Annotated in this window: 22 protein-coding genes; 14 read left to right on the top strand and 8 right to left on the bottom strand. The window is 60.4% G+C overall.

Translation table 11 applies throughout. The features are described 5' to 3' along the window. Positions 1 to 9: 9 nt before the first annotated feature. The 4 genes from astB to astC are packed head-to-tail and all read right to left on the bottom strand — an operon-like array spanning position 10 to position 5,058. A complete protein-coding gene (gene astB / locus KOSB73_RS14075) occupies positions 10 to 1,335 on the bottom strand; it encodes an N-succinylarginine dihydrolase (protein WP_024359445.1) in 1,326 nt (441 codons plus the stop codon). Continuing rightward, positions 1,332 to 2,810 carry a succinylglutamate-semialdehyde dehydrogenase gene (astD, locus tag KOSB73_RS14070; protein WP_049131825.1) on the bottom strand — a complete coding sequence of 493 codons (1,479 nt, stop codon included), beginning with the start codon at positions 2,808 to 2,810 and terminating at the stop codon, positions 1,332 to 1,334. The genes astB and astD overlap by 4 nt, the downstream gene beginning before the upstream one ends. Beyond that, positions 2,807 to 3,841 (bottom strand): arginine N-succinyltransferase, encoded by a 1,035-nt coding sequence (astA, locus tag KOSB73_RS14065; RefSeq protein ID WP_098140600.1) that lies wholly within the window; start codon positions 3,839 to 3,841, stop codon positions 2,807 to 2,809. The genes astD and astA overlap by 4 nt, the downstream gene beginning before the upstream one ends. Further along, positions 3,838 to 5,058, bottom strand: coding sequence for a succinylornithine/acetylornithine transaminase (gene astC / locus KOSB73_RS14060; protein WP_098140599.1), 1,221 nt, complete (start codon positions 5,056 to 5,058; stop codon positions 3,838 to 3,840). Before astC ends, astA begins: the two co-directional genes overlap by 4 nt. 444 nt (positions 5,059 to 5,502) lie before the next feature. Between astC and xthA the strand changes: the two genes are divergently transcribed. The 8 genes from xthA to KOSB73_RS14020 all read left to right on the top strand — a co-directional run bounded on the left by xthA (position 5,503) and on the right by KOSB73_RS14020 (position 13,086). Beyond that, positions 5,503 to 6,309: an exodeoxyribonuclease III gene (gene xthA, locus KOSB73_RS14055; protein ID WP_024359449.1), complete on the top strand. Its 807-nt coding sequence runs from the start codon at positions 5,503 to 5,505 to the stop codon at positions 6,307 to 6,309. Between the two features lie 191 nt (positions 6,310 to 6,500). Next, positions 6,501 to 7,154, top strand: coding sequence for a TVP38/TMEM64 family protein (locus KOSB73_RS14050; RefSeq protein ID WP_024359450.1), 654 nt, complete (start codon positions 6,501 to 6,503; stop codon positions 7,152 to 7,154). Then, the gene (locus KOSB73_RS14045; RefSeq protein ID WP_098140598.1) at positions 7,144 to 7,842 is read left to right on the top strand and encodes a TVP38/TMEM64 family protein; all 699 of its coding nucleotides are present in this window, start codon (positions 7,144 to 7,146) and stop codon (positions 7,840 to 7,842) included. Before KOSB73_RS14050 ends, KOSB73_RS14045 begins: the two co-directional genes overlap by 11 nt. Further along, positions 7,839 to 8,390 carry a carboxymuconolactone decarboxylase family protein gene (locus tag KOSB73_RS14040; protein WP_004138231.1) on the top strand — a complete coding sequence of 184 codons (552 nt, stop codon included), beginning with the start codon at positions 7,839 to 7,841 and terminating at the stop codon, positions 8,388 to 8,390. The genes KOSB73_RS14045 and KOSB73_RS14040 overlap by 4 nt, the downstream gene beginning before the upstream one ends. A gap of 9 nt (positions 8,391 to 8,399) precedes the next feature. Next, entirely contained in the window at positions 8,400 to 9,560 is a 1,161-nt protein-coding gene (locus tag KOSB73_RS14035) for an ABC transporter substrate-binding protein (RefSeq protein WP_004138232.1), read from the top strand. Continuing rightward, positions 9,533 to 11,068: an ABC transporter permease subunit gene (locus KOSB73_RS14030; RefSeq protein ID WP_049089997.1), complete on the top strand. Its 1,536-nt coding sequence runs from the start codon at positions 9,533 to 9,535 to the stop codon at positions 11,066 to 11,068. Before KOSB73_RS14035 ends, KOSB73_RS14030 begins: the two co-directional genes overlap by 28 nt. Beyond that, positions 11,068 to 11,700, top strand: coding sequence for an ATP-binding cassette domain-containing protein (locus KOSB73_RS14025; RefSeq protein WP_049089996.1), 633 nt, complete (start codon positions 11,068 to 11,070; stop codon positions 11,698 to 11,700). The genes KOSB73_RS14030 and KOSB73_RS14025 overlap by 1 nt, the downstream gene beginning before the upstream one ends. A 78-nt stretch (positions 11,701 to 11,778) precedes the next feature. Next, positions 11,779 to 13,086 (top strand): sulfurtransferase, encoded by a 1,308-nt coding sequence (locus KOSB73_RS14020; RefSeq protein ID WP_049099760.1) that lies wholly within the window; start codon positions 11,779 to 11,781, stop codon positions 13,084 to 13,086. Positions 13,087 to 13,227: 141 nt separating this feature from the next. Here KOSB73_RS14020 and KOSB73_RS14015 read toward each other — a convergent pair whose 3' ends face one another. Continuing rightward, complete coding sequence (locus KOSB73_RS14015; protein WP_049089995.1) at positions 13,228 to 13,845, bottom strand: CDP-alcohol phosphatidyltransferase family protein; 618 nt, start codon at positions 13,843 to 13,845, stop codon at positions 13,228 to 13,230. Between the two features lie 86 nt (positions 13,846 to 13,931). Between KOSB73_RS14015 and KOSB73_RS14010 the strand changes: the two genes are divergently transcribed. Next, the gene (locus KOSB73_RS14010) at positions 13,932 to 14,342 is read left to right on the top strand and encodes a pyrimidine (deoxy)nucleoside triphosphate diphosphatase (RefSeq protein ID WP_024359456.1); all 411 of its coding nucleotides are present in this window, start codon (positions 13,932 to 13,934) and stop codon (positions 14,340 to 14,342) included. Between the two features lie 182 nt (positions 14,343 to 14,524). Continuing rightward, entirely contained in the window at positions 14,525 to 15,868 is a 1,344-nt protein-coding gene (gene gdhA / locus KOSB73_RS14000; protein ID WP_004138255.1) for an NADP-specific glutamate dehydrogenase, read from the top strand. Between the two features lie 70 nt (positions 15,869 to 15,938). Here the strand turns inward: gdhA and KOSB73_RS31025 are convergent, their stop codons facing one another. Together KOSB73_RS31025 and selD are read right to left on the bottom strand one after the other, a co-directional pair. Beyond that, on the bottom strand, positions 15,939 to 17,894 hold the full coding sequence (locus KOSB73_RS31025) for a DNA topoisomerase III (protein WP_004121401.1): 1,956 nt from the start codon (positions 17,892 to 17,894) through the stop codon (positions 15,939 to 15,941). 4 nt (positions 17,895 to 17,898) lie between these two features. Then, positions 17,899 to 18,942 carry a selenide, water dikinase SelD gene (gene selD, locus KOSB73_RS13990; protein ID WP_024359457.1) on the bottom strand — a complete coding sequence of 348 codons (1,044 nt, stop codon included), beginning with the start codon at positions 18,940 to 18,942 and terminating at the stop codon, positions 17,899 to 17,901. A gap of 227 nt (positions 18,943 to 19,169) precedes the next feature. Here selD and phoC point away from each other — a divergent pair, with 227 nt between their 5' ends. After that, the gene (gene phoC, locus KOSB73_RS13985; RefSeq protein ID WP_004138262.1) at positions 19,170 to 19,916 is read left to right on the top strand and encodes an acid phosphatase PhoC; all 747 of its coding nucleotides are present in this window, start codon (positions 19,170 to 19,172) and stop codon (positions 19,914 to 19,916) included. A 164-nt stretch (positions 19,917 to 20,080) separates the two neighbouring features. Here phoC and KOSB73_RS13980 read toward each other — a convergent pair whose 3' ends face one another. Beyond that, positions 20,081 to 20,632: an NAD(P)H nitroreductase gene (locus KOSB73_RS13980; protein WP_049087343.1), complete on the bottom strand. Its 552-nt coding sequence runs from the start codon at positions 20,630 to 20,632 to the stop codon at positions 20,081 to 20,083. A gap of 166 nt (positions 20,633 to 20,798) precedes the next feature. Here KOSB73_RS13980 and sppA point away from each other — a divergent pair, with 166 nt between their 5' ends. The 3 genes from sppA (at position 20,799) to pncA (ending at position 24,415) form a co-directional block, all read left to right on the top strand. Next, positions 20,799 to 22,652: a signal peptide peptidase SppA gene (gene sppA / locus KOSB73_RS13975; RefSeq protein ID WP_064371693.1), complete on the top strand. Its 1,854-nt coding sequence runs from the start codon at positions 20,799 to 20,801 to the stop codon at positions 22,650 to 22,652. Between the two features lie 94 nt (positions 22,653 to 22,746). Next, positions 22,747 to 23,763, top strand: a complete 1,017-nt coding sequence (gene ansA / locus KOSB73_RS13970; RefSeq protein WP_098140597.1) for an asparaginase — start codon at positions 22,747 to 22,749, stop codon at positions 23,761 to 23,763. A gap of 10 nt (positions 23,764 to 23,773) precedes the next feature. Continuing rightward, positions 23,774 to 24,415 carry a bifunctional nicotinamidase/pyrazinamidase gene (gene pncA, locus KOSB73_RS13965; protein WP_098140596.1) on the top strand — a complete coding sequence of 214 codons (642 nt, stop codon included), beginning with the start codon at positions 23,774 to 23,776 and terminating at the stop codon, positions 24,413 to 24,415. The last annotated feature ends 119 nt before the right edge of the window (positions 24,416 to 24,534 follow it).

Here is a 24,534-nt window from a genome sequence, read left to right as displayed (position 1 = left end):
GCCTCCTTATTATTGCTGGAACGGATACACTGAGCCCAGGCGCAAGATCTGCGTTAAACGGTCGAGCGCTTCGCGGCCTTCGCGCAGCAGCTGCGGATCCGCGAGATCGGCCTGGGTCAGGCGATCGCGGTAGTAGCGGCCCACCCAGTCATTCAGGGTGGCGAACAGCGCATCGTTCATCATTCCCGCCGGATTCACCGCCTGTCGCTCGTCCTCAGTCAGCACCACCCGCAGACGCAGGCAGGCCGGTCCGCCGCCGTTGGCCATGCTTTCGCGCAGATCGTAAACCTGCAGCTCATCGATCGGGTTATCGCCTTCCACCAGCCGGTTCAGGTAGCGCCAGACGCCCGGATGCTCCTGCGCCTCCAGCGGCAGAATCAGCCGCATCCCGCCCTCCCGTTTGCTCAACAGCTGACTGTTGAACAGATAGGTCGCCACCGCGTCTTCTACCGAAACCTGGCTTGCCGGTACGACGAGCGGCGTAAATCCGGGAACCTGCTGCGCCAGCTGCTGCAGGAGCTGCGGCTGGTCAACAAACGCCTGCTCGTGACAAAACAGCACCTGCTGATTACTTACCGCAATGACATCGTTATGAAACACGCCTTTATCAATCACCGCCGGGTTTTGACGGGCGAAAATCACCTGCCGGGGATTGACCTGATTTAGCCGGGCGACCGCCTGGCTGGCCTCCAGCGTCTGCCGCGCCGGGTAGCGCTGCGGGTTATCCTCGCCTCCCTGCTGGCGACCGTAAATAAACAGCTGCACGCCAGGGGCGCCGTAGTCGCCGCCGAGACGGTTATGGTTTGCCGCCCCTTCGTCGCCGAACAGCGATACCTGGGGCAGCGCGCCGTGGACGGCAAACCGCTGCGCATCGGGGAAAATCGCCTTCAGCAGCGCTTCAGTGGTCGGCGCTTCGCTGGCGCGGTGGAATTTATCGTTCAGGTTGGCGACGGTCAGATGCACCCGGCCGTCCAGCGAATCCGCCGATGGCGAGACTGTAGCGGCGTTGGCCACCCACATTGATGAGGCTGAACTGGCCGCCGAGAGGAGCTCCGGCGCCTGGCGCGCCGCCTTTTCCAGTACCTGCTCATCGCTGCCGTCAAAACCAATCTGGCGCAACAGCGGAATGTTTGGCCGCTCCTGCGGCGGGATCAGCGCCTGCGGATAGCCCGCATCCGCCAGGGCTTTCATTTTCTTCAGCCCCTGCTTTGCCGCCAGCTGCGGGTTCGACACCCGATAGCGGTGTTTTGTCGAGGCTTCGTTGCCGAAGGATAATCCCGCATAGTGGTGGGTCAGGCCCGGCAGCCCGTCAAAGTTCACTTCCCAGGCTTTCATTGGGATGTCTCCTGACGAAAATTCAGCCCCGGGCTGAGGGTAGCCGGTAGCGACAGCTCCGGCGATTCCAGGCTGGCCATCGGCCAGGCGCAATAGTCCGCGGCGTACCAGGCCCCCGGGCGATGGTTGCCGGAAGCGCCGGTACCGCCGAACGGCGCGGTGCTGGCGGCGCCGGTCAACGGTTTATTCCAGTTAACGATACCGGCCCGCGCCTCCAGCAGCAGCTGGTCGAACTTATCGCGTTCGGCGGAGATCAGCCCGCAGGACAGCCCGAAACGGGTCGCGTTAGCGAGGGCAATCGCCTCATCGAAATGGTCATAGCGCCAGACGCAGAGCAGCGGGCCGAAGACCTCTTCGTCAGCCACCTGCGCCACCGCGCTCATCTCGATAATGCCCGGCGTCAGCAGCGAGGTTCCGGCCTGCAGCAGGCGCGGCTCCAGCAGCGTTTTGCCGCCGCTGGCCACGTGGGCCAGCCAGGCCTGATGCACCTTTTGCGCGGCCTGCGCTGAAATTAACCCACCGATGAACGGCTGAGGCTCAGCGTCCCACGCCGCGGGAATCAGCGTTTGTGACACCGTCACAAGACGTTGAAGAAAGGCATCGCCCGCCTCGCCCCGTTTTACCAGCAGCCGGCGCGCGCAGGTACAGCGCTGTCCGGCGGTAATAAAGGCCGACTGAATTGTCAGATGCACGGCGGCATCAATATCCTGAGGATCATCAACGATCAGCGGGTTGTTGCCGCCCATCTCGAGGGCGAGAATTTTTTCCGGCTGCCCGGCAAGCTGACGATGTAGCTGAAAACCGGTGGCAGAGCTGCCGGTAAACAGCAGGCCGTCGATATCCGCCTGGCCGCTCAGCGCCTCGCCGGTTTCCCGCCCGCCCTGGAGCAGGTTAAGCACGCCCGGCGGCAGGCCGGCTTCGGCCCATAGCTTCACTACCGCCTCGCCGCTTTGCGGCGTCAGCTCGCTGGGTTTGAATACCACGGTATTCCCCGCCAGCAGCGCCGGAACGATATGACCGTTAGGCAGGTGCCCGGGAAAATTGTAGGGACCAAATACCGCCAGCACGCCGTGCGGCCGGTGGCGTAGCGTCGCCTCACCGTCCGCCATCGCGGTCTGCGCTTCTCCGGTACGGCTATGGTAAGCGTTCACCGAAATGGCGATTTTATTGATCATCGCGGTAATTTCCGTTGCCGCTTCCCAGCGCGGTTTGCCGGTCTCCCGGGCGATAACCGCGGTTAATTCGCTTTTGTTCGCTTCCAGTAAAGAAGCAAACTTTTCCGCGATCGCTTTCCGGGCGGCAAACGGCTGACGCGCCCAGGCGGGAAACGCCGCGCGCGCCGCGCTGACCGCCAGCGCAACCTGATCGGCATCGGCATCGTTGCCCTGCCACAGCAGCGTCTGGCTTACCGGGTTATGTTTACTACGGGCCGGTCCGCGACCGCTTTGCCAGTCGCCGTTAATCCATAAACTCATGATTTTTTCTCCTCGGGGCACAGGCGCACCAGGCGGATTTGGTCGCCGGGGTGGCATTTCAGGGCATCCAGCTCGCGCGCGCTTAGCACCAGGCGGTCGCTCTCCGGGTCGGCGTGAACGAGCATGGCGCGAAACTGCTGGTACTGCTCATTGGCAACCAGGCACGCCGGCCACTCGCCCTGGACGGGCTGGCCTTCGGCGACGGTGACCAGCCGGCTTTTGCGAATAGCCCGCACCCGGTCAATTTCGCACTCCAGCGTCGGGCCGCCGTCAAAAATATCGATGTAGTTGAGATAGCGGAACCCCTCTTTCTCCAGCACCGCGCGGGCCGGGGCGGTTTGCGGATGGACCTCGCCAATGACCGCTCGCGCCTCGTCGCTTAAAAAGTCGATATACAGCGGATGCTTCGGCATCAGGGCGGCGATAAACGCTTTTTGCCCGGTACCGCACAGATAGTCGGCGCGGGAGAACTCCATCGCGAAAAAGCGTTTCCCGAGACTCTCCCAGAACGGCGAGTAGCCGTGTTCGTCAATGACGCCGCGCATTTCCGCCACCACCTTTTCGTTGAAACGTTCGCGAAAGGCGGCCATAAACAGAAAGCGCGACTTCGACAGCAGATAGCCGTTGCCCTCTTTACGCCATTTCGGATCGAGGAACAGCGTGCATAGCTCGCTGCTGCCGGTATGATCGTTACTCAGGAACAGCGTCGGCAGGGCGTTGTAGACGTTAAGCTCTTTCGACGCGTGTACCTGGGTACCGACGCGATAGTTGTACCAGGGGTCGTTAAGCCCCACGGCCACCTCAATGGCGCAAATTCCCGCCACCGCGCCGCTGGCGCAGTCTTCAAGCACGAACACATACCCCTGCTCGCTTTTCGGCAGCTCGCCGCGCCAGGTCATCTGCGAACGTTCAATGCGCGCGGCCAGCGTGGCTTCATCGGCCGGCAGCGACGTCAGGCCGCCGCCGGTCTCGCCCGCTAGGGTCAGTAGCCCCGGCAGATCGCCTTTTTCTACCGGACGGATCACCATCATGATGAGACCCCCGCGAGAAAGCGTTTGCAGGCCAGCTCGAAGCGATCCAGCCCGCTGTTGACCTCGTCTTCGCTGATAATCAGCGCCGGAGCGAAGCGCACCACGTTGGCGCCGGCAATCAAAATCATCAGTCCCTCTTCCGCCGCCTGATTGCTGATAGCCTTAGCCTTGCCAGCATATTCATCCTTCAGCACGCAGCCAATGAGCAGCCCCAGGCCGCGGATCTCTTTAAATAGGCCGTACCGGGCGTTGATCGCGTTGAGTCGTTCGCTGAACCACTGATGGCGTTGCTTAACGCCGTTGAGAACCTCGTGGGTATTGACGACGGAAAATACTTCCCCTGCGACTGCGCAGGCCAGCGGGTTACCGCCGTAGGTAGTGCCGTGAGTGCCGACGGTCATCACGCTGGCGCAGCGCTCGCTTGCCAGCAGCGCGCCGATCGGGAAACCGCCGCCCAGCGCTTTGGCGGTGGAAAGCAGGTCTGGCGTCACGCCGTAGTGCATATAGGCGTACAGCTCGCCGGTACGGCCGACGCCGGTCTGGACTTCGTCGAAAATCAGCAGCGCGTTGTGCGCATCGCACAGTTCGCGCAGGCCGCGCAGGAAGTCCGCATCCGCAGGCACCACGCCGCCTTCACCCTGCATCGGTTCCACGATCACCGCGCAGGTATTGTCGTCGATCAGCGCTTTTGCCGAGTCGAGATCGTTATAGATAGCATGCTGAATCTGCGGCGGCAGCGGCGCAAAATCCTGCGAATAGGCCGGTTGGCCGCCCGCGGAAACGGTAAACAGCGTGCGGCCGTGGAAGGCATTCTTGAACGCCACGATGCCGCTTTTTTCACTGCCGAAACGATCGTGGGCATATTTGCGCGCCAGTTTTAGCGCCGCTTCGTTGGCTTCCGCTCCCGAGTTACAGAAAAAGACCCGGTCAGCGAAAGTGGCGTCAATCAGTTGCTTCGCCAGACGCAGTACCGGTTCGTTGGTGTAGCCGTTGCCGGTATGCCAGAATTTCCCCGCCTGTTCGGTCAGCGCCTTAACCAGCCGCGGGTGCGCATGGCCGAGGGCGTTCACCGCTATGCCCCCCGCAAAGTCGATATACTCTTTTCCCTGCTGATCCCACAGGCGTGAACCCTCGCCGCGTACCGGAATAAAAGCCGCTGGCGCGTATACAGGCATCATCCATTCATCAAAGTTGCTACGCGTAATTGACTGAGACATATCGACCTCTTCCGGTAAATAAAAAGTTTAAATAATGTTAATGAATATGGTTATTACGCTGTAAATGTAGATTGCACGGTTCGTGCCAGCCAGAGGTAAAAATGCATAAATCGAGGTCGATAACGAAATATCAATAAGTTACGAAATCCCACTATTCACATAAAATGCATAGAAAGTGAATAAAAACGCTAAAAGCGGCTTTGGCAGTCGAATAAAAAGAAAGGTTATGCAGAGGTAAGATATAATTCTGTAATTGTGATCCTTGACGAAATTTATCGGTAATAAGCGCCCTTTTTTGGCGCAGCGCGTTGCATAATGGTGCACAGTTTGTGCAAACAGGCTACCAACCGCTGCAATCGGCAGAATAAACCGCCTTACCGCAGCCAGCCCGGCGAATTTCTGCTACCATCCCTGCACTATTCACCTTGCACAGTGGCAGCGACTATGAAATTTGTCTCTTTTAATATCAACGGCCTGCGTGCCCGCCCGCATCAGCTGGCCGCCATCATCGATAAACACCAGCCCGACGTCATCGGCCTACAGGAAACCAAAGTCCACGACGACATGTTTCCCCTCGAAGAGGTGGCGAAGCTGGGCTATAACGTCTTTTATCACGGGCAGAAAGGCCACTACGGCGTCGCGCTGCTGACCAAAGAGACGCCGATCGCCGTGCGTCGCGGTTTCCCGAACGATGGGGAAGAGGCCCAGCGCCGCATCATTATGGCGGAAATCCCTTCTCCGTTTGGCAACCTGACGGTGATTAACGGCTATTTCCCGCAGGGCGAAAGCCGCGATCATGAAACCAAATTCCCGGCGAAGGCGGCGTTTTACCAGAACCTGCAAAACTACCTCGAGACCGAACTGAATAAAGAGAATCCGGTGCTGATCATGGGCGACATGAATATCAGCCCCACCGACCTTGATATCGGCATCGGCGAAGAGAACCGCAAGCGCTGGCTGCGTACCGGCAAATGCTCATTCCTGCCGGAAGAGCGCGAATGGATGGAGCGCCTGCTGGGCTGGGGCCTGGTGGATACTTACCGCCATGCGAACCCGCAGGATAACGAGCATTTCTCGTGGTTCGATTATCGTTCTAAGGGCTTTGACGATAACCGCGGGCTGCGCATCGACCTGCTGCTGGCAAGCACCCCGCTGGCGCAGCGCTGCGTCGAAACCGGCATCGACTACGAAATTCGTGGAATGGAAAAACCCTCCGACCACGCGCCGGTATGGGCGAGCTTTAAGGCCTAAACCGCCCCGCCATCAGGCTCTCTGGCCCGCAGAGCCTGAGCCATATCAAAAAAGCCGCCGTCAGAGATTGTGAACGGCGGCAAACTATTATACTGTCGCGCGCACTTTTGACCGCCGCGCAATACAGGAGAACCCAATGCAAAAGAAGCCGTCATAAAGCAGAGTATAAGCTGCTTTTTGTTGTCGTCGTATTGAGCATTGTCGCCTGTATTATTCAGCAGTCGGGTTTTGCCGAGCTGGTTACCCATTTTGATCGTCTGCGCGAGGCCATCCGCCAGAGCGGCACCTTCGGCTATACGCTCTATATTCTGCTGTTTATTGTCGCCACCCTGTTTTTAATACCGGGCTCTATTTTGGTGATTGCCGGCGGCGTCATTTTTGGTCCGCTCGCGGGGACCTTGCTGTCGTTGCTGGCGGCGACGTTCGCCTCTTCCCTGTCGTTTCTGTTCGCCCGCTGGCTGGGCCGCGAGCTGCTGATCAAATACGTCGGGCAGACGGCGATATTTCAGACTATTGAACACGGTATCGCCCGTAGCGGCAGCGATTTTTTAATTCTGACCCGGCTCATCCCGCTGTTTCCCTATAATATCCAGAATTACGCCTATGGCCTGACGGCGATTCCGTTCTGGACGTTTACCTTTATTTCCGCCCTCACCACCTTACCCGGCATATTTATTTACACGCTGCTGGCCAGTGAGCTTATTCGCGACGGGATCACCTCTCTGTTTATGCTCAAGCTGACGCTCGCGGGGCTGGCCTTATTTGCCCTGATTCAGGCGGCGAAAAGATATGCCCGCTATCGGCGGATCGCGACGCCACGGTTACTGTCTAACGATGAAAAATAGCCACGCGCGCTCGCGGATAGCCATTGGCATTACGCTGCTTGCGCTTTTGCTGGCATGGTGGCTGATACCCGGCGTACATGGGTTTATGCAGCGCAGCCTCGCGGCCTTCGCTACGCTCGATCAGCAGGCTGTTGAGCGTTTTATCGATTCCTGGGGCCCGCAGGCGGCGCTGGTCTCCTTCGCGCTGATGATTCTGCAGGCGATTATCGCCCCGCTTCCCGCCTTTTTGATCACCTTTGCCAACGCCTCCCTGTTCGGGGCTTTCTGGGGCGGCGCGCTGTCGTGGGTAAGCGCCATGGCCGGGGCGGCGCTGTGCTTTTTTATCGCCAGAGCGCTCGGCCGAGACGCGGTGGAAAAACTCACCGGCAAAAGCGTATTGCAGAGTATGGATGGCTTTTTTACCCGCTACGGCAAACACACCCTATTAATCTGCCGCCTGCTGCCCTTCGTGCCATTCGATCCGGTGAGCTACGCCGCCGGACTGATGTCAATGCGCTTTCGCCACTTTATGCTGGCCACCGGCCTCGGCCAGCTGCCGGCGACGATAGTCTATTCGTGGACCGGCAGCCTGCTGACCGGCGGCACCTTCTGGCTGGTCACCGGTTTATCGATCCTGTTTGCGCTGGCCATTGTGGTGGCGGTCGCGAAAGCGCTCTATCTTGAACAACAAAAGAGGCGTTCACGATGAGTTTACCCCCTCTGAAGTCCATTCCGCTGATTCTTCGCCCGCAGGCCTGGCTGCATCGCCGCCACTACGGCGAGGTGCTCAGCCCTATCCGCTGGTGGGGGCGTATTCCGCTGGTGTTTTACCTGGTGTCGATGTTCGTCGGCTATCTGGAACGCAAGCGTTCGCCCCTCGATCCGGTGCTGCGCTCGCTGGTCAGCGCCCGCGTCGCGCAGCTGTGCTTATGCGAGTTTTGCATTGATATCACCAATATGAAGCTGGCGGAACGCAGCGGCGGCAGCGATAAGCTACTGGCGGTCGCCGAATGGCGGGACAGCGCGTTATTCAGCGAACGCGAGCGGCTGGCGCTGGAGTATGCCGAAGCGGCCAGCATGACGCCGCCGGTGGTCGACGACGCGCTGCGCGACAGGCTGGCAGGTCAGTTTGACGCCCGCGCGCTCACCGAACTCACGGCGCTGATCGGTTTACAAAACCTGTCGGCGCGCTTTAATTCAGCCATGGCGATCCCCGCCCAGGGATTGTGCCGGATCCCAACCGATTCAAAACCATAAGGAGCGGTTATGCGCAGTATGTTGGTCTTCGCTTTACTGCTGCTCTCCCCGCTGGCCGCCAGCGCGGGATGGCAATCCACGCAACAAGAAGCCCGCGACCAGACGGTGTGGTTCAACGCCTGGGGCGGCGACCCGGCGGTTAACCGCTATCTCGACTGGGTCAGCGACGAGGTGAAGCGCGACTACGCTATCGACCTGCGCATCGTGCATATTGCCGATGCCGCCGATGCGGTCAAGCGCATCCAGAGCGAAGCCCGCGCCGGACGCAGTCAAGGTGGTTCCATCGACCTGCTGTGGGTGAACGGCGAAAACTTCCGCACCCTGAAAAACGCCAGGCTGCTGCAAACCCGCTGGGCGGAAACCCTGCCTAACTGGCGCTTCGTCGATACGCAAAAGCCGGTGCGCGAGGATTTCTCCCTTCCGACCGACGGCGCGGAGTCTCCGTGGGGCGGCGCGCAGCTCACCTTTATCGCCCGTCGTTCACAAACGCCCGACGCGCCGCAAAATCCGCAGGCGCTGCTGGCTTTCGCCGCCGCGCATCCCGGCAGCGTCACCTATCCGCGTCCGCCGGATTTTACCGGTACCGCGTTTCTTGAACAGCTGCTGCTGACGCTGACCCCGCAGCCCGACGCCCTGCGCCAGCCGCCTGAGGAGGCCACCTTCGCCGCCGTGACCGCGCCGCTGTGGCGCTATCTTGACCAGCTTCACCCTCTGCTGTGGCGACAGGGCCGCGACTTCCCGGCTTCGCCCGCCCGCATGGATGCCATGCTGAAGAGTGGAACCCTCAGGCTTTCCATCACCTTTAATCCATTGCACGCGCAGCAAAAAGCGGCCAGCGGCGAGCTGCCGAAAGACAGCTACGGCTTCGGCTTCAGCGAGGGGATGCTCGGCAACGTCCATTTTGTGGCGATCCCGGCCAATGCCCGGGCGACGGCAGGCGCGAAAGTGGTCGCTAATTTCCTGCTCTCGCCGCAGGCCCAGCTGCGCAAGGCCGACCCGACGGTATGGGGCGACCCCAGCGTGCTGGATCCGGCGAAATTAACGGAGAAGGAGCGGCAGGCCTTTAATGCCGTTGTGCCGCAGGATATACCGCCGATGCTGGGTGAACCGCACGCGGCCTGGGTTGACGCGCTGGAGCAGGAATGGCTGCGCCGCTACGGCACGCACTAAGGCTGCTGACCTGGGCCGCCGTCGCGCTGATCTATCTGCCGCTGCTGCCGGCCGCGGCGCTGATGGCGCTTCCGGCTCTTCGCCTCTCCCTCTGGCAATCGCTATTTGCCGACCCGCAGTTTGGCCAGGCGCTGGCGGCGACTCTCGTCTCAACCCTGCTGTCGGTGGGCGGCGCGCTGATCATCACGCTCACCGTCGTGGCCGCGCTCTGGCCGTCGGGCGGCTGGCGACGGCTGGCGGCCAGGCTTCCGCTGCTGCTGGCGGTGCCCCACGTGGCCTTCGCTACCGCCGCTCTGCTGCTGTTTGCCGAAAGCGGCTGGCTCTCTCGCCTGTTCCCACTCTTTTCCCCGCCGATCGACCGCTACGGCATCGGCCTGGGCCTGACTATGGCGATGAAAGAGAGCGCGTTCCTGCTGTGGGTGGTTTACGGTCTGCTGGGTGAAAAACGCCTGGCCGAACAGGCAACGGTATTAAAAAGCCTCGGCTACGGACGCTGGCAGTGCCTGACGTGGTTGGTGTTACCCACCCTGTTTCCGGCGCTGTCGGTAGTGCTGCTGGCGACTGCCGCCTGGAGCCTTTCGGCGGTCGACGTCGCGCTGGTGATCGGGCCCGGCAACCCGCCGACCCTGGCGGTGCTGGCCTGGCAATGGTTAAGCCAGGGCGATGAGCGCCAGCAGGCGAAAGGCGCCCTCGCCAGTCTGATACTGCTGCTGGCCCTCGCCATGATGGCGCTGGCGGCATGGGGAGTCTGGCGTCTCTGGCAACGACGGATCCCGCCGGTTGAGGGGATCCGTCGTCCGCAGCCGCGGGCGCTCGCCGGGAAAAGCTTCGCCCTTCTTCTGCCGCTGTGCGGGGTGGCCTGCGCCCTGCTGCTTGCCGCGGCGGCGCAGAATAGCCAGCCGGTCCAAGATAGCGTCGGCAACAGCCTGTGGCTTGGGCTATGCTCAGCAGCGATCGGCGCGGTCATCTGTCTGCTATGGCTGGCGCTGGGCCCCTCCCGCTTCGGCGAATGGATCTGGCTGCCGCTGATTTTACCGGCGCTGCCGCTGGTGGACGGCCAATATCAGCTGGCGCTGTATACGTGGCTGGACGGCGAGCGGCTCACCGTTTTATGGGGGCATCTGCTGTGGGTCGTACCGTGGATGCTGTTTATTCTGCGTCCCGCGTGGCGCGCTCGCGATCCGCGCGCGGAGCTGGTCGCCCGCACCCTCGGCTGGCAACGAGGCCGCATCTTCTGGCTGGTCACCTTACCTGCCCTGACCCGTCCGCTGCTGACGGCGCTGGCGGTGGGCTTTTCGGTAAGCATCGCGCAATATCTGCCGACGTTATGGCTGGGAGGCGGACGGGTTGCGACCCTGACCAGCGAAGCGGTGGCGCTGAGCAGCGGCGGCGATACCTCCACCCTCGCCGCGCAGGCGCTGTGGCAGCTGCTGTTACCGGCGCTGTTTTTTGCCGCCACCGCGCTGCTGGCCTGGCTGATCGGCCACTATCGACAAGGATTACGCTAATGTTGATCGTCAAAAAACTCACCCTGCGCCTCAACGGAGAGCCGCTGCTGCGCAACGTCGATTTTTCCGTTGCTCCCGGCGAGGTCCTGACCCTGATGGGGCCATCCGGTAGCGGCAAATCAACGCTCTTCTCCTGGATGGTCGGTGCGCTGGAAGAGAGCTTCTGCGCCGCCGGCGAGCTGTGGCTGGATAACCAGCGCTGCGACAGTTTACCCACCGAGCGGCGGCGCATCGGCATTCTGTTGCAGGACGCGCTGCTGTTCGACCACTTCAGCGTCGGGCAAAATCTGCTGCTGGCGCTGCCCGCTGACGTCCAGCGTTCCCAGCGTAAACCCCGGGTAGAACAGGCGCTGGAGCGTGCCGGTCTGGCAGGATTCTATACTCGCGATCCGGCAACCCTTTCCGGCGGCCAGCAGGCGCGGGTCAGCCTGCTGCGCGCCCTGCTGGCCCGGCCGCGGGCGCTGCTGCTGGATGAGCCGTTTAATCGCCTCGACGTGGCGCTGCGCGCCGATTTTCGCCGCTGGGTGTTCAACGAACTGGCGCGGCAGGCGATCCCCGCGGTGCTGGTTACGCATGATGACCAGGATACGCCCGTCGGAGGGCGCTGCTTGCATATGAGGCTCTGGCAATGAAAGCCTGCGCTATCGCAAAGAATTATCCGCTAATAACGCGGAGAATTGCCGCTCAATTTTCTACTGCCGGGCATTTCGATGAAACGTGTTTCTCAACTGACCGCACTCGCCCTGCTGATGGGGCTTGCTGCCGCTTCCACCTCCGCCGCTGACGCCATGCCGACGCTAACGCTCTCCACGCTGCAACAGCACAACGGCGTCGCCATTGATACGCGTCTTAGCGCTTTCTATAACGGTTGGCCGCAAGGCGCCAACGGCCCTCAGGGCCATGAACCGCAGGCGCTCAACCTCGCCGCCGGCTGGCTTGGCGCGATGACCGACGAACAGCTGGGCGCCTGGGCTAAGCTGCACAATCTGCAGGCCTCAACGCCGATTGCGCTGTACGGCGACGCCGACGACAACGCGAAAGTCGCGGCGCGCCTTAAGGCCGCAGGTTTCACTCATCTCAGCTCGCTTGGCGATGCCCTGAGCCAGGCGGAGCGCCTGCAGAAGCTGCCGCATTTTGAGCAGCTGGTGTATCCGCAGTGGTTGCACGATCTTCAGCAAGGTAAAGCGGTGGCCGCCGCCCCTGCCGGGAAATGGAAAGTGTTTGAAGCCGCCTGGGGCGCGCCGAAGCTGTATCTGCTGAGCCATATTCCGGGCGCCGGGTATATCGATACCAACGAGGTGGAGAGCGAGCCGCTGTGGAATAAAGTCTCCGACGCGCAGCTTAAAGCGATGCTGGCAAAACACGGTATTCGCCACGATACCACGGTGATTTTGTACGGTCGCGACGTGTATGCCGCCGCCCGCGTGGCGCAGATCATGCTTTACGCCGGAGTGAAGGATGTGCGCCTGCTCGACGGCGGCTGGAAAACCTGGTCCGACGCCGGACTGCCGGTCGAGCGCGGAACGCCGCCGAAGCAAAAACCCGAGCCGGAGTTCGGCGCGGCGATCCCGGGCCAGCCGCAGCTGATGCTCAATACCGAGCAGGCTCGCGCCCTGCTGCACCGTCAGGACGCCTCGCTGGTGAGCATTCGTTCCTGGCCGGAGTTTATCGGCACCACCAGCGGCTACAGCTATATCAAGCCGATGGGGGAAATTGCCGGCGCCCGCTGGGGCCATGCCGGAAGCGACTCCACCCATATGGAAGATTTCCATAATCCGGACGGCACCATGCGCAGCGCAGATGATATCGCCACGATGTGGAAATCATGGAATATTCTGCCGAGCCAGCAGGTCGCTTTCTACTGCGGTACCGGCTGGCGCGCTTCAGAAACCTTTATGTACGCCCGGGCGATGGGCTGGAACAACGTCTCGGTCTACGACGGCGGCTGGTACGAGTGGAGCAGCAACCCGAAAAACCCGGTCTCTCGTGGCGAACGCGGCCCGGAGAGCAGCAAGTAATTCGCTAATTGGCAACATGCGCTACGTGGAAGCATCAGGCCCGGCGCGTTTCCCGGAGGCGGCGCGCGGGCTACCGTTCCGCAGACGGCTGTGACCCAGTAGCCCGGCTAAGCGCAGCGCGAGCCGGGAAAAACCGGCTCATCAATCTCTGACCTGCTTCAGTGTCAGATATCCGCTCCACACCCGTGTAAAGGTCGTCAGCCAGCACAGCGCGCCAAACATCCACGCCAGCCACGCAAACCACGCCGGGAACAGACAGCTCAGCACAAACAGCGCGATAGTTTCCGTCCCTTCCGTCAGCCCGCCAAGGTAATAAAACGATTTGTGGGCGTAGCCCGGGTTATCGATCTGATGCTTTGCCGCCAGCGCGGCAAAGGCGAGAAAGCTGCTGCCGGTGCCGATAAAAGCGAACAGCAGCCAACCGCCCGCCAGCGCGTTGTGGGCCGGATCGGCTAGAATAAAACCAAACGGCACCAGGGCGTAAAACAGGAAATCGAGCGAAATATCGAGAAAACCGCCCGCATCGGTCAATCCGCGTCGCCGGGCCAGCGCGCCGTCTAAGCCGTCCAGCAGGCGATTGAGCACAATCGCCGCCAGGGCCGCCTGATACCAGCCCAGGGCTAAAAACGGCAGCGCCAGCACGCCAATCGCAAAGCCAAATAGCGTCAGGCCGTCGGGGGAAATAGCCGGACGATCCAGCAGGGCGGCGGCGGCGTTGAGGACAGGTTTTAGACGAGGATGCAAATGACGGTCAAGCACAAAGTCTCTCCAGCGGATTGAGGGTTGTTTGATGGGGACAAGGACGGTGATAATAGGCCATTATCCCGTACAGAACGATGATTCACATGCCAAAAACCCTTGATGTTGTTGCCGCCATTATCGAACGCGATGGGCACATTCTGCTGGCGCAGCGGCCGCCCCACGCGGATCAGCCGGGAATGTGGGAGTTTGCCGGCGGAAAAGTCGAACCTGGCGAAACCCAGGCCCAGGCGCTGGCGCGTGAGCTGCAGGAGGAGCTGGCGATCGACGCCCGGCCGGAATGCTACATCGCCAGCCACCTGCGCGAAGTGTCCGCCCGCCTGATTCATCTTCACGCCTGGTGGGTTCCACATTTTCACGGCGAACCCATCGCCCGCTACCACAGCCAGCTGCGCTGGTGTTCACCCCAGGAGGCGTTTACCTTCAACCTTGCGCCAGCCGATATTCCCCTGCTCGAAGCCTTTATCGCCCGGCGCGCCGCTCTCCCTTCCCGCTAATTTTGTCTGGCGGCAGTCATCGCTTTTGATTATGAGCACCGCCTGATTATAAATTTTGCTTTCTGAACAATTTTTCCTTGCTTAACTAACGATTTCCGATGGTATAGTCGGAAAATCGGCTTTTTCAAGGGCCGAATCATAATAAATAGACGCAACCACAACCATAAGGGGAACTTATATCTATGGATCAGACGTGCACTCTGGAAGGTTTTCTCGCCCGCGTTCAACAGCGCGATCCAAATCAAACTGAATTTGCTCAGGCGGTCCGCGAGGTGATGACCACCCTGTGGCCATTTCTTGAGGAAAATCCGCGCTATCGTCAGATGAATTTGCTGGAACGTCTGGTTGAACCGGAGCGTGCTATCCAGTTCCGCGTCGTTTGGGTTGATGACCGCAATCAGGTTCAGGTTAACCGCGCCTGGCGCGTGCAGTTCAACTCCGCCATCGGCCCTTATAAGGGCGGTATGCGTTTCCACCCCTCCGTAAACCTGTCGATTCTGAAATTCCTCGGTTTTGAACAAACCTTCAAAAACGCTCTGACCACCCTGCCAATGGGCGGCGGTAAAGGCGGCAGCGACTTCGATCCTAAAGGCAAAAGCGATGGCGAAGTGATGCGTTTCTGCCAGGCGCTGATGACCGAACTGTATCGCCACCTCGGCCCGGATACCGACGTGCCGGCCGGTGATATCGGCGTAGGCGGGCGTGAAGTGGGCTTTATGGCCGGGATGATGCGTAAGCTCTCCAACAACAGCGCCTGCGTATTCACCGGCAAAGGCCTCTCCTTCGGCGGCAGCCTGATTCGTCCGGAAGCCACCGGTTACGGTCTGATTTACTTCACCGAAGCGATGCTTAAGCGCCACGGTTTAGGCTTTGAAGGGGCTCGCGTCGCGGTGTCCGGATCGGGCAACGTGGCGCAGTACGCGATTGAAAAAGCTATGGAGCTCGGCGCGCGGGTGATTACGGCTTCCGACTCAAACGGTACCGTGGTTGACGAAGCCGGCTTCACCAAAGAAAAACTGGCGCGCCTGATCGACATTAAAGAGCGCAGCCACGGCCGCGTGGCGGATTACGCGCGCGAGTTCGGCCTGACCTATCTTGAAGGCAAACAGCCGTGGTCCGTGCCGGTGGATATCGCTCTGCCGTGCGCCACGCAAAACGAGCTGGACGTCGACGCTGCCCGTCAGCTGATCGCCAACGGCGTGAAGGCCGTCGCCGAAGGCGCCAATATGCCAACCACTATCGCAGCGACCGATCTGTTCCTCGAAGCGGGCGTGCTTTTTGCGCCGGGTAAAGCGGCGAACGCCGGCGGCGTAGCCACCTCGGGCCTGGAAATGGCGCAGAACGCCGCGCGCATGGGCTGGAAAGCGGAGAAAGTGGACGCTCGTCTGCACCACATCATGCTGGATATCCACCACGCCTGCGTTGAGTACGGCGGCGAAGCGAAGCAGACCAACTACGTACGCGGCGCGAACATCGCCGGTTTCGTGAAGGTCGCCGACGCGATGCTGGCGCAGGGCGTGATTTAAGACGGATATTTCTTCGAACCCGGCGCAGGTTCGGATGATATCGAGATAAACCCCGGTTTCCCGGGGTTTTTTATTGCGGGCTTTCCGCCGCGGGGCCGGAGGCGGATTTTTTATCTTTCGCTTTGGCTCGGCCTTTCCCCTTACTAAAGCTTTTCTTGCCGTCGCCCGGCGCCACAATTCCGCGGAAGCGGCGTACCGGCGTGCTCCTGGCCTGGTCGATAAGCTGGAACAGGGTACCGACCAGCGGCTGCATAAAGTCCTGATAGCGGCACTGCTTCTCGCTGATTTGCGTCAGAATCGACTCCCAGTGGGCGGTCATATCCGGGCGCGTCGCCATTTCAGGCAGCGAATGGAACAGCGCCTTCCCGGCGTCGGTTGAGTGGATATAGCGCCCTTTCTTGGTTAAGAAGCCGCGCTTGAACAACAGTTCGATAATGCCGGCGCGGGTCGCCTCCGTACCGAGGCCGTCCGTTGCGCGCAGGATCTTCTTCAGGTCTTTATCCTGCACAAAGCGGGCGATGCCGGTCATCGCCGACAGCAGCGTGGCGTCGGTAAAGTGACGCGGCGGCTGGGTCTGCCGCTCCACCACTTCGCCTTTTTCGCACAGCAGCTCGTCATCTTTTGCCACCACCGGCAGCGGCATGCCGTCGTTCTCTTCGTCGCGCTCTTTATTGCCCAGCAGGGTTCGCCAGCCCGCTTCCGCCAGAAAACGCGCTTTGGCAACGAACTTGCCGTTGGCGATGTCGAGATCGATCTGACATTTGCGGAACACCGCATCCGGGCAGAACTGCATCAGATACTGGCGGGCAATCAGGCCGTAAACCTTCTCTTCGTTGTCGCTGAGCTTCACCTGCGAGCTGCGGGCGGTCGGAATAATCGCGTGGTGGGCATCGACCTTTTTATCGTCCCAGCAGCGGTTGCGGATCTCCGGATCCACCACCGGCTGCGGCAGCAGATCCGCAGCGTGCACGCTGATGGCGTTCAGCACCGCATGGCGCCCGGCAAAATGCTCTTCCGGCAGGTAGCGGCTATCCGAACGCGGATAGGTAATCAGTTTATGGGTTTCATACAGCTTCTGGCAGATATCCAGCACGTTCTGCGCGCTAAAGCCGAAGCGCTTCGCGGCTTCAATCTGCAGCGCCGAGAGGGAGAACGGCAGCGGCGCTGGCTCAGAGTCCCGCTTATCGTTATAAGCGGTGACCGTCGCCGGCTGGCCCTCAATGCGCTTGACGACGTGCTCGGCAAGCGAGCGATGCAGCAGCCGTCCCTCTTCATCCTGGTACGGTTCACAGGCCTCGCTGGGCACCCAGGTGGCGACAAAACGCTCATCCTTGGGGGTAACGATATGCGCCTTTACGTCGAAGAAATCTTTAGCGACGAAGTTTTCAATCTCTTCATCGCGGCGTACCACCAGCCCCAGCACCGGCGTTTGCACGCGTCCGACCGATAGCACCCCTTGATAACCGGCGTTACGGCCAAGGATGGTATACGCGCGGGTCATATTGATCCCGTACAACCAGTCGGCGCGGGCGCGGGCCAGCGCCGAGACGCACAGGGGTACAAATTCGCTGTTGGCGCGTAGGCGGTTAATCGCCCGCTCCACCGCCTGCGGGTTAAGATCGTTGATCAGACAGCGCTGCACCTGCTGACGCTTTTCCGGCGCCAGCTGCAGATAGTCAAGTACCTCATCCACCAGCAGTTGACCCTCTCTGTCCGGGTCACCGGCATGAATGACTTCCTGCGCATCGCCGAGCAGACGCTTAATCACGTTAAGCTGTTTGGTCACCGATGGCTTAGGCTGGAGCTGCCACTTTTCCGGCACGATCGGCAGGTCGAGCAGGTTCCAGCGCGCATAGCGCGCATCATAGACATCGGGCTGGGCCTGCTCCAGCAGGTGACCGATGCACCAGGTGACCACCTGCCCGTTACCGCACTCAATATAGCCGTCGCCTTTGCGATGCGGTTTTGGCAGAACCTCGGCGATGGCGCGGCCGAGACTCGGTTTTTCTGCAATAAACAGCCGCATGAAATCAACGGATCTCAATCATGGGGCGTCCGCCGCGGGCGGTTACCAGCTCGCCGATAGCGCTAAGCGTGATACCAAACTCAGCGGCGGCTGCCTGCACCTCAGCCTCGGCTTCCGGCGCTACCGCCAGCAGCAGACCGCCGGAAGTTTGCGGATCGCACAGCAGATCGCGCCACTCTGGCGGCATATCGCCCATCAGATGACCGTAGCTGGCGAAATTACGCCCGGTACCGCCCGGCACCGCGCCCGCCGCGATGTAGGCTTCCACGCCGGGCAGTTTCGGGATATCTGCATAGGTAAGCTGCGCCTGTACGCCCGCGCCGCGGCACACTTCGCTGAGATGGCCCAGCAGCCCGAAGCCGGTCACATCAGTCATCGCCTTCACGCCGTCGATATGGGCAAATGCCGAGCCAACGAGGTTCATCTGGCACATGGTTTCCGTCGCCAGCCCCTGGTGCTCTGGCTTCAGCAGCGACTTTTTCTCCGCGGTGGTCAGCACGCCAATACCCAGCGGTTTAGTGAGATACAGCTTGCAGCCGGCCTGCGCGGTGCTGTTTTTCTTCACCCGCTCGGTCGGAACCACGCCGGTCACCGCAAGACCGAAGATGGGTTCAGGCGCATCAATCGAGTGGCCCCCGGCCAGCGCGATCCCCGCCTGCTGGCAGGCAAAACGACCGCCCTCAACCACCTGACGGGCAATTTCCGGCGCCAGGGTATTGATGGGCCAGCCGAGAATAGCGATCGCCATAATCGGCTTACCGCCCATGGCGAAAATATCGCTGATGGCGTTGGTCGCCGCGATGCGCCCAAAGTCGAACGGATTGTCGACGATCGGCATAAAAAAGTCGGTGGTGCTGACGATCGACGTACCGTTGCCGAGATCGTAGACGGCGGCATCATCGCTGGTTTCGTTGCCCACCAGCAGATTTGGGTCGATAAATTTGGCCTGGTCGCTTTGCAGGATAGTTTCCAGCACTTTAGGGGAAATTTTACACCCGCAACCGGCTCCGTGGCTGTATTGCGTTAAACGAATGGTTTGCTCGCTCATGGACATCTCCTGTCATTGCAATCCCGCTATGGTAGCGCCCAAACGGCGGAGTGGTAAGTGCGACAGTCCGAAATCGCGTATGGTTGCTCATTAAGCAGACAAAAAACCGATTTTGCGATGCGGGCCCGCTTTTTCAACGTGATTTTACCCTTTACTAAAAAATGACAGAAATATGACAAGCATAAATTCTGTTTTCTCTGGACATATAACAACGTAAGGAAATTTTAATGAAAAAGCGTGTTCTCGCCGTTTGCCTGGCCAGTTTCTTCTCCATCAACGCTTTCGCCCTGGTTCCCGCCGGTAACGACGTCACCACCAAGCCCGATCTCTACTATCTGACCAATGCGCAGGCTATCGACAGCCTCGCGCTGCTACCGCCGCCGCCGGAGGTGGGCAGTATCGCGTTTTTAAACGATCAGGCAATGTATGAGAAAGGACGCCTGCTGCGCGGCACCGAGCGCGGCAAACTGGCGGCGGAAGACGCAAACCTGAGCGGCGGCGGCGTCGCCAACGCCTTCTCCGGTGCCTTCGGCTCGCCTATTACCGCCAAAGATGCGCCGGAGCTGCACAAGCTGCTCACCAACATGATTGAAGATGCCGGCGACCTGGCGACGCGTGGGGCGAAGGAGAAATACATGCGCATTCGCCCGTTTGCGTTTTATGGCGTCGCCACCTGTAACACCAAGGAACAGGATACGCTATCGAAAAACGGCTCCTACCCCTCCGGCCACACCTCTATCGGCTGGGCCACCGCGCTGGTGCTGGCTGAGATTAATCCCCAGCGGCAAAACGAAATCCTTAAGCGCGGCTTTGAGCTGGGCGAAAGCCGGGTGATCTGCGGCTATCACTGGCAGAGCGACGTCGACGCGGCGCGTATCGTCGGTTCGGCAGTGGTTGCCACGCTGCATACCAATCCGGCCTTCCAGCAGCAGCTGCAGAAAGCGAAAGACGAATTCGCGAAACGACAGAAGTAACGTCGTCCGCGGTTTGGTAGCCCGGACAGGCGCGCCAGCACCGCCTCCGGGAAAGGCGTCGAGTCTGATACGCTGGCACTACTTCCAGCCGGCTCGCGCTGCGCTTAGCCGGGCTACAACCCGAGGCGGCGATGAGCCGGGCCCGTCCGGCATAAAGAACGAACTCAGAAGCGCGTCACGAACGGCGCGGTATCCGGCAAAGCGATCGTTGTTGAAGCTTTGAGCTGCGGGGTCCCCAGATAGAGAAATCCCACGATTTTATCCTGCTCGCGGCAGGCAAACCCTTCGCGTACAACCGGGCTTTCGGTTAACGCGCCGCTGCGCCAGATGCCGTTATACCCCTGCGCCACGGCCGCCATCTGCATGGCCATCACCGCGCAGCCTGCCGACATCTCCTGTTCCCATTTGGGTACTTTCGGATGTTCTTCACAGCGCGCCACCACCGCAATGATCAGCGGCGCGCGAAACGGCGCGCTGCGGGCTTTTTCAATCGCTTTTTCATCTCCGCCTGCCGCCACCGCGCCTTTTTCCAGCAGCTGGCTGAAGCGCTCGCGCCCTTCATCAGCGATAATGAAGAAGCGCCACGGCTGTAGCGTCCCGTGGTCCGGCGCGCGCAGGCCGGCGCGCAGGATGTTTTCCAGCTGTTCGCCCGCCGGCGCCGGGTCGGTCAGACGTGAAGCGCTGCGGCGATTAACCAGTAGTTCGAGAGCATCCATCTGTATAACTCCTGTGATGTGATTTTTCACAAAATTAACATGAGCAAGGATTTTGTTACAGCCCAACGGGTGATTCCTGCTGACAACCGACGGCACTCTCATTAGGATAGCCAGACGCGGCGGCCCCTGCGGCTCGCCCATTTTTGAATATGGTTAGGGAGAATACATGCGAACTCTTTGGCGACTGCTCGCCGGATTTTTTAAATGGACATGGCGCGTGCTCAATTTCATTCGCCAGCTCGCACTGAACGTGGTTTTCCTGGTGCTGGTGCTGGCCTGCGTCGGCATCTGGGCCCAGTTCAGCAGCACAACGACAGAGCACAGTACCCGCGGCGCGCTGCTGCTGGATATCACCGGCGTGGTGGTCGATAAACCCTCGGCCAGCAGCAAGCTTGGCGTAATTGGCCGCCAGCTGTTTGGCGCCAGCTCCGATCGCCTGCAGGAAAACTCGCTGTTCGATATTGTGCAGACCATTCGCCAGGCGAAAGACGACCGCAATATCACCGGTATCGTGCTGGATCTGAAGAACTTTGCCGGCGGCGATCAGCCATCGATGCAGTATATCGGTAAAGCGCTGCGCGAATTCCGCGATAGCGGCAAGCCGGTATATGCCATCGGCAGCAGCTACAGCCAGGGTCAGTACTATCTCGCCAGCTTCGCCAATAAGATCTGGCTTTCGCCGCAGGGCGAAGTAGACCTGCATGGCTTCGCGACCAACGGCCTGTACTATAAATCGCTGCTCGACAAGCTCAAGGTATCGACCCATGTGTTCCGCGTCGGCACCTATAAGTCAGCGGTAGAACCGTTTATCCGCGACGATATGTCCCCGGCGGCGCGCGAAGCGGATAGCCGCTGGATCGGCGAGCTGTGGCAAAACTACCTCAACACCATTGCCGCCAACCGCCAGATCACCGCACAGCAGCTGTTCCCCGGCGCTCAGGGCGTGATTGACGGCCTGCGTAAAGTCGATGGCGACACGGCTAAATACGCGCTGGATAACAAGCTGGTTGACGAGCTGGGCACCTCCACCGAGGTCGAGAAAGCGCTGACTAAGCAGTTTGGCTGGAGTAAAGCGGATAACAACTACAGCGCGATCAGCTATTACGATTACAGCGTCAAAACGCCTGCCGACCAGGGTTCCGCGATTGCGGTTATCTTTGCTAACGGCGCGATTATGGATGGCGAAGAAACGCCGGGTAACGTCGGCGGCGACACCACCGCCGCGCAGATCCGCGACGCGCGCCTCGATCCGAAAGTGAAAGCGATCGTGCTGCGGGTAAACAGCCCGGGCGGCAGCGTCAGCGCCTCAGAAATGATTCGCGAAGAGCTGGCGGCAGCGAAAGCGGCCGGAAAACCGGTTGTGGTATCGATGGGCGGCATGGCGGCCTCCGGCGGTTACTGGATCTCCACCCCGGCGAATTATATCGTCGCGAACCCCAGCACCCTTACCGGCTCTATCGGTATCTTTGGGGTGATCAATACCGTCGAAAATACCCTCGGCTCGATTGGCGTCCATACCGACGGCGTGGCCACCTCGCCGCTGGCCGATGTCTCCACCACCAAAGCACTACCGCCGGAAGTGCAGCAGCTGATGCAGCTCAGCATCGAAAACGGCTACAAGCGCTTTATCACCCTGGTGGCGAACGCGCGTAAGAGCACGCCGGAGAAAGTCGACCAAATCGCTCAGGGCCACGTCTGGACCGGTGAAGATGCGAAAGCGAACGGCCTGGTCGACAGCCTTGGCGACTTTGACGACGCGGTGGCAAAAGCCGCCGAGCTGGCGAAGCTGAAACAGTGGCATATCAACTACTATCAGGAAGAGCCGACCTTCTTCTCGATGGTCGTCGATAGCCTGACGGGTTCCGTTCGCGCGGCGCTGCCGGCAGCGGTCCAGGCGTATCTGCCCGCACCGGTCGCCGCGGCGGCCAATGCGGTGAAAACCGAGAGCGATAAGCTGGCGGCATTCAACGATCCGCAGAACCGCTACGCGTTCTGCTTAACCTGCGCCAATATTCGTTAATCCTCTGCCGCCCCATCCCGTGGGGCGGCATTTACTTTATTTTTTCTTCCGCCCCTCTATACTGCGCCTGTCTACGTTTAACCTAAGCGATGCTATGCAGAAGAAATCTATTTACGTTGCCTATACCGGCGGCACCATTGGTATGCAGCGTTCTGAACACGGCTATATCCCCGTTTCCGGCCATTTACAGCGCCAGCTGGCGTTGATGCCCGAGTTTCACCGCCCGGAGATGCCGGACTTCACCATTCATGAATACGCCCCGTTAATGGACTCTTCCGATATGACGCCGGAAGACTGGCAGCATATCGCCGACGATATTCGCGACCATTATGACCAGTACGACGGTTTCGTGATCCTCCACGGCACGGATACCATGGCGTTTACCGCCTCGGCGCTCTCCTTCATGCTGGAAAATCTGGGGAAACCGGTTATTGTGACAGGGTCACAAATTCCGCTCGCCGAACTGCGCTCTGATGGCCAAATCAATCTGCTCAACGCGCTGTACGTCGCCGCCAACTACCCGATTAACGAAGTGTCGCTGTTCTTCAATAACCGCCTCTACCGCGGTAACCGCACGACGAAGGCCCATGCCGATGGCTTTAACGCCTTCGCATCGCCCAACCTGGCGCCGCTGCTGGAAGCCGGTATCCATATTCGCCGGCTCGGCACGCCTCCCGCTCCGCACGGTAGCGGCGAACTGATGGTTCATCCCATTACGCCGCAGCCGATTGGCGTGGTGACGATTTATCCCGGCATTTCCGCCGACGTGGTGCGCAACTTCCTGCGCCAGCCGGTCAAAGCGCTGATCCTGCGATCCTATGGCGTCGGCAACGCGCCGCAGAACGGCGAGTTTATTCAGGTCCTGACCGAGGCCAACCAGCGCGGTATCGTGGTGGTTAATTTGACCCAGTGTATGTCCGGTAAGGTCAATATGGGCGGCTACGCCACCGGTAACGCGCTGGCGCAGGCTGGCGTGATTAGCGGTTTTGACATGACCGTCGAAGCCACGCTGACCAAGCTACACTATTTGCTGAGCCAGGATCTGGACGTGGCGGCTATCCGTCACGCCATGCAGGAGAATCTGCGCGGCGAACTGACACCCGATGAGTAAGGAGGAGCACATGATCCAGCGCGCGCTGCTACTGGTCGACTTACAAAATGATTTTTGCGCCGGCGGCGCACTTGCCGTCCCGCAGGGCGACAGTACGGTGGACGTCGCCAACCGGCTTATCGACTGGAGCCTGCAACGAGGCGAAACGGTGGTTGCCAGCCAGGACTGGCATCCGGCGAATCACGGCAGCTTTGCCAGCCAGCATCAGGTTGAGCCCTATACCCAGGGCGAGCTTGACGGCCTGAAGCAAACGTTCTGGCCGGATCACTGCGTGCAAAATAGCGAAGGCGCGGCGCTGCATCCGCTGCTCAAACAGCAAGATATTGCCGCCGTATTCCATAAAGGCGAAAATCCGTCCATTGACAGCTACAGCGCCTTTTTCGATAACGGTCACCGGCAGAAAACGCGGCTCGATGCGTGGCTGCGCGAGCGCGGCATTAACGAGCTAACGGTGCTGGGGCTCGCCACCGACTACTGCGTCAAGTTTACCGTGCTCGACGCCCTCAATCTGGGCTATACCGTCAACGTGATTACCGACGGCTGCCGCGGGGTGAATATTCAGCCGCAGGATAGCAATCTGGCGTTTATGGAGATGGCCGCCGCGGGGGCAACGCTGTATACGTTGGCGGACTGGGAAGAAACCCAGGTGTAAAATCCGCCGACAGGACGCCGTGCGGTCTTCCTCCCTGGGCGGCATAAAACGCCTTGCCCGGGCGACAGGTCCGCGCGGTTTCGTATCCTGGACAGACGCGCAGCATCGCCTCCGGGACT

Origin of the sequence: Klebsiella grimontii, from assembly GCF_900200035.1 — a bacterium.
GTDB classification, from domain to species: domain Bacteria; phylum Pseudomonadota; class Gammaproteobacteria; order Enterobacterales; family Enterobacteriaceae; genus Klebsiella; species Klebsiella grimontii.
This window is presented reverse-complemented; position numbering and strand designations above follow the sequence as displayed.

Excerpts from the sequence above, each read along its gene's own strand:
- astB (WP_024359445.1), bottom strand. The coding sequence starts at position 1,335 with ATGAAAGCCTGGGAAGTGAACTTTGACGGGCTGCCGGGCCTGACCCAC.
- astD (WP_049131825.1), bottom strand. The coding sequence starts at position 2,810 with ATGAGTTTATGGATTAACGGCGACTGGCAAAGCGGTCGCGGACCGGCC.
- astA (WP_098140600.1), bottom strand. The coding sequence starts at position 3,841 with ATGATGGTGATCCGTCCGGTAGAAAAAGGCGATCTGCCGGGGCTACTG.
- astC (WP_098140599.1), bottom strand. The coding sequence starts at position 5,058 with ATGTCTCAGTCAATTACGCGTAGCAACTTTGATGAATGGATGATGCCT.
- xthA (WP_024359449.1), top strand. The coding sequence starts at position 5,503 with ATGAAATTTGTCTCTTTTAATATCAACGGCCTGCGTGCCCGCCCGCAT.
- KOSB73_RS14045 (WP_098140598.1), top strand. The coding sequence starts at position 7,144 with ATGAAAAATAGCCACGCGCGCTCGCGGATAGCCATTGGCATTACGCTG.
- KOSB73_RS14040 (WP_004138231.1), top strand. The coding sequence starts at position 7,839 with ATGAGTTTACCCCCTCTGAAGTCCATTCCGCTGATTCTTCGCCCGCAG.
- KOSB73_RS14035 (WP_004138232.1), top strand. The coding sequence starts at position 8,400 with ATGCGCAGTATGTTGGTCTTCGCTTTACTGCTGCTCTCCCCGCTGGCC.
- KOSB73_RS14030 (WP_049089997.1), top strand. The coding sequence starts at position 9,533 with ATGGCTGCGCCGCTACGGCACGCACTAAGGCTGCTGACCTGGGCCGCC.
- KOSB73_RS14025 (WP_049089996.1), top strand. The coding sequence starts at position 11,068 with ATGTTGATCGTCAAAAAACTCACCCTGCGCCTCAACGGAGAGCCGCTG.
- KOSB73_RS14020 (WP_049099760.1), top strand. The coding sequence starts at position 11,779 with ATGAAACGTGTTTCTCAACTGACCGCACTCGCCCTGCTGATGGGGCTT.
- KOSB73_RS14010 (WP_024359456.1), top strand. The coding sequence starts at position 13,932 with ATGCCAAAAACCCTTGATGTTGTTGCCGCCATTATCGAACGCGATGGG.
- gdhA (WP_004138255.1), top strand. The coding sequence starts at position 14,525 with ATGGATCAGACGTGCACTCTGGAAGGTTTTCTCGCCCGCGTTCAACAG.
- KOSB73_RS31025 (WP_004121401.1), bottom strand. The coding sequence starts at position 17,894 with ATGCGGCTGTTTATTGCAGAAAAACCGAGTCTCGGCCGCGCCATCGCC.
- selD (WP_024359457.1), bottom strand. The coding sequence starts at position 18,942 with ATGAGCGAGCAAACCATTCGTTTAACGCAATACAGCCACGGAGCCGGT.
- phoC (WP_004138262.1), top strand. The coding sequence starts at position 19,170 with ATGAAAAAGCGTGTTCTCGCCGTTTGCCTGGCCAGTTTCTTCTCCATC.
- KOSB73_RS13980 (WP_049087343.1), bottom strand. The coding sequence starts at position 20,632 with ATGGATGCTCTCGAACTACTGGTTAATCGCCGCAGCGCTTCACGTCTG.
- sppA (WP_064371693.1), top strand. The coding sequence starts at position 20,799 with ATGCGAACTCTTTGGCGACTGCTCGCCGGATTTTTTAAATGGACATGG.
- ansA (WP_098140597.1), top strand. The coding sequence starts at position 22,747 with ATGCAGAAGAAATCTATTTACGTTGCCTATACCGGCGGCACCATTGGT.
- pncA (WP_098140596.1), top strand. The coding sequence starts at position 23,774 with ATGATCCAGCGCGCGCTGCTACTGGTCGACTTACAAAATGATTTTTGC.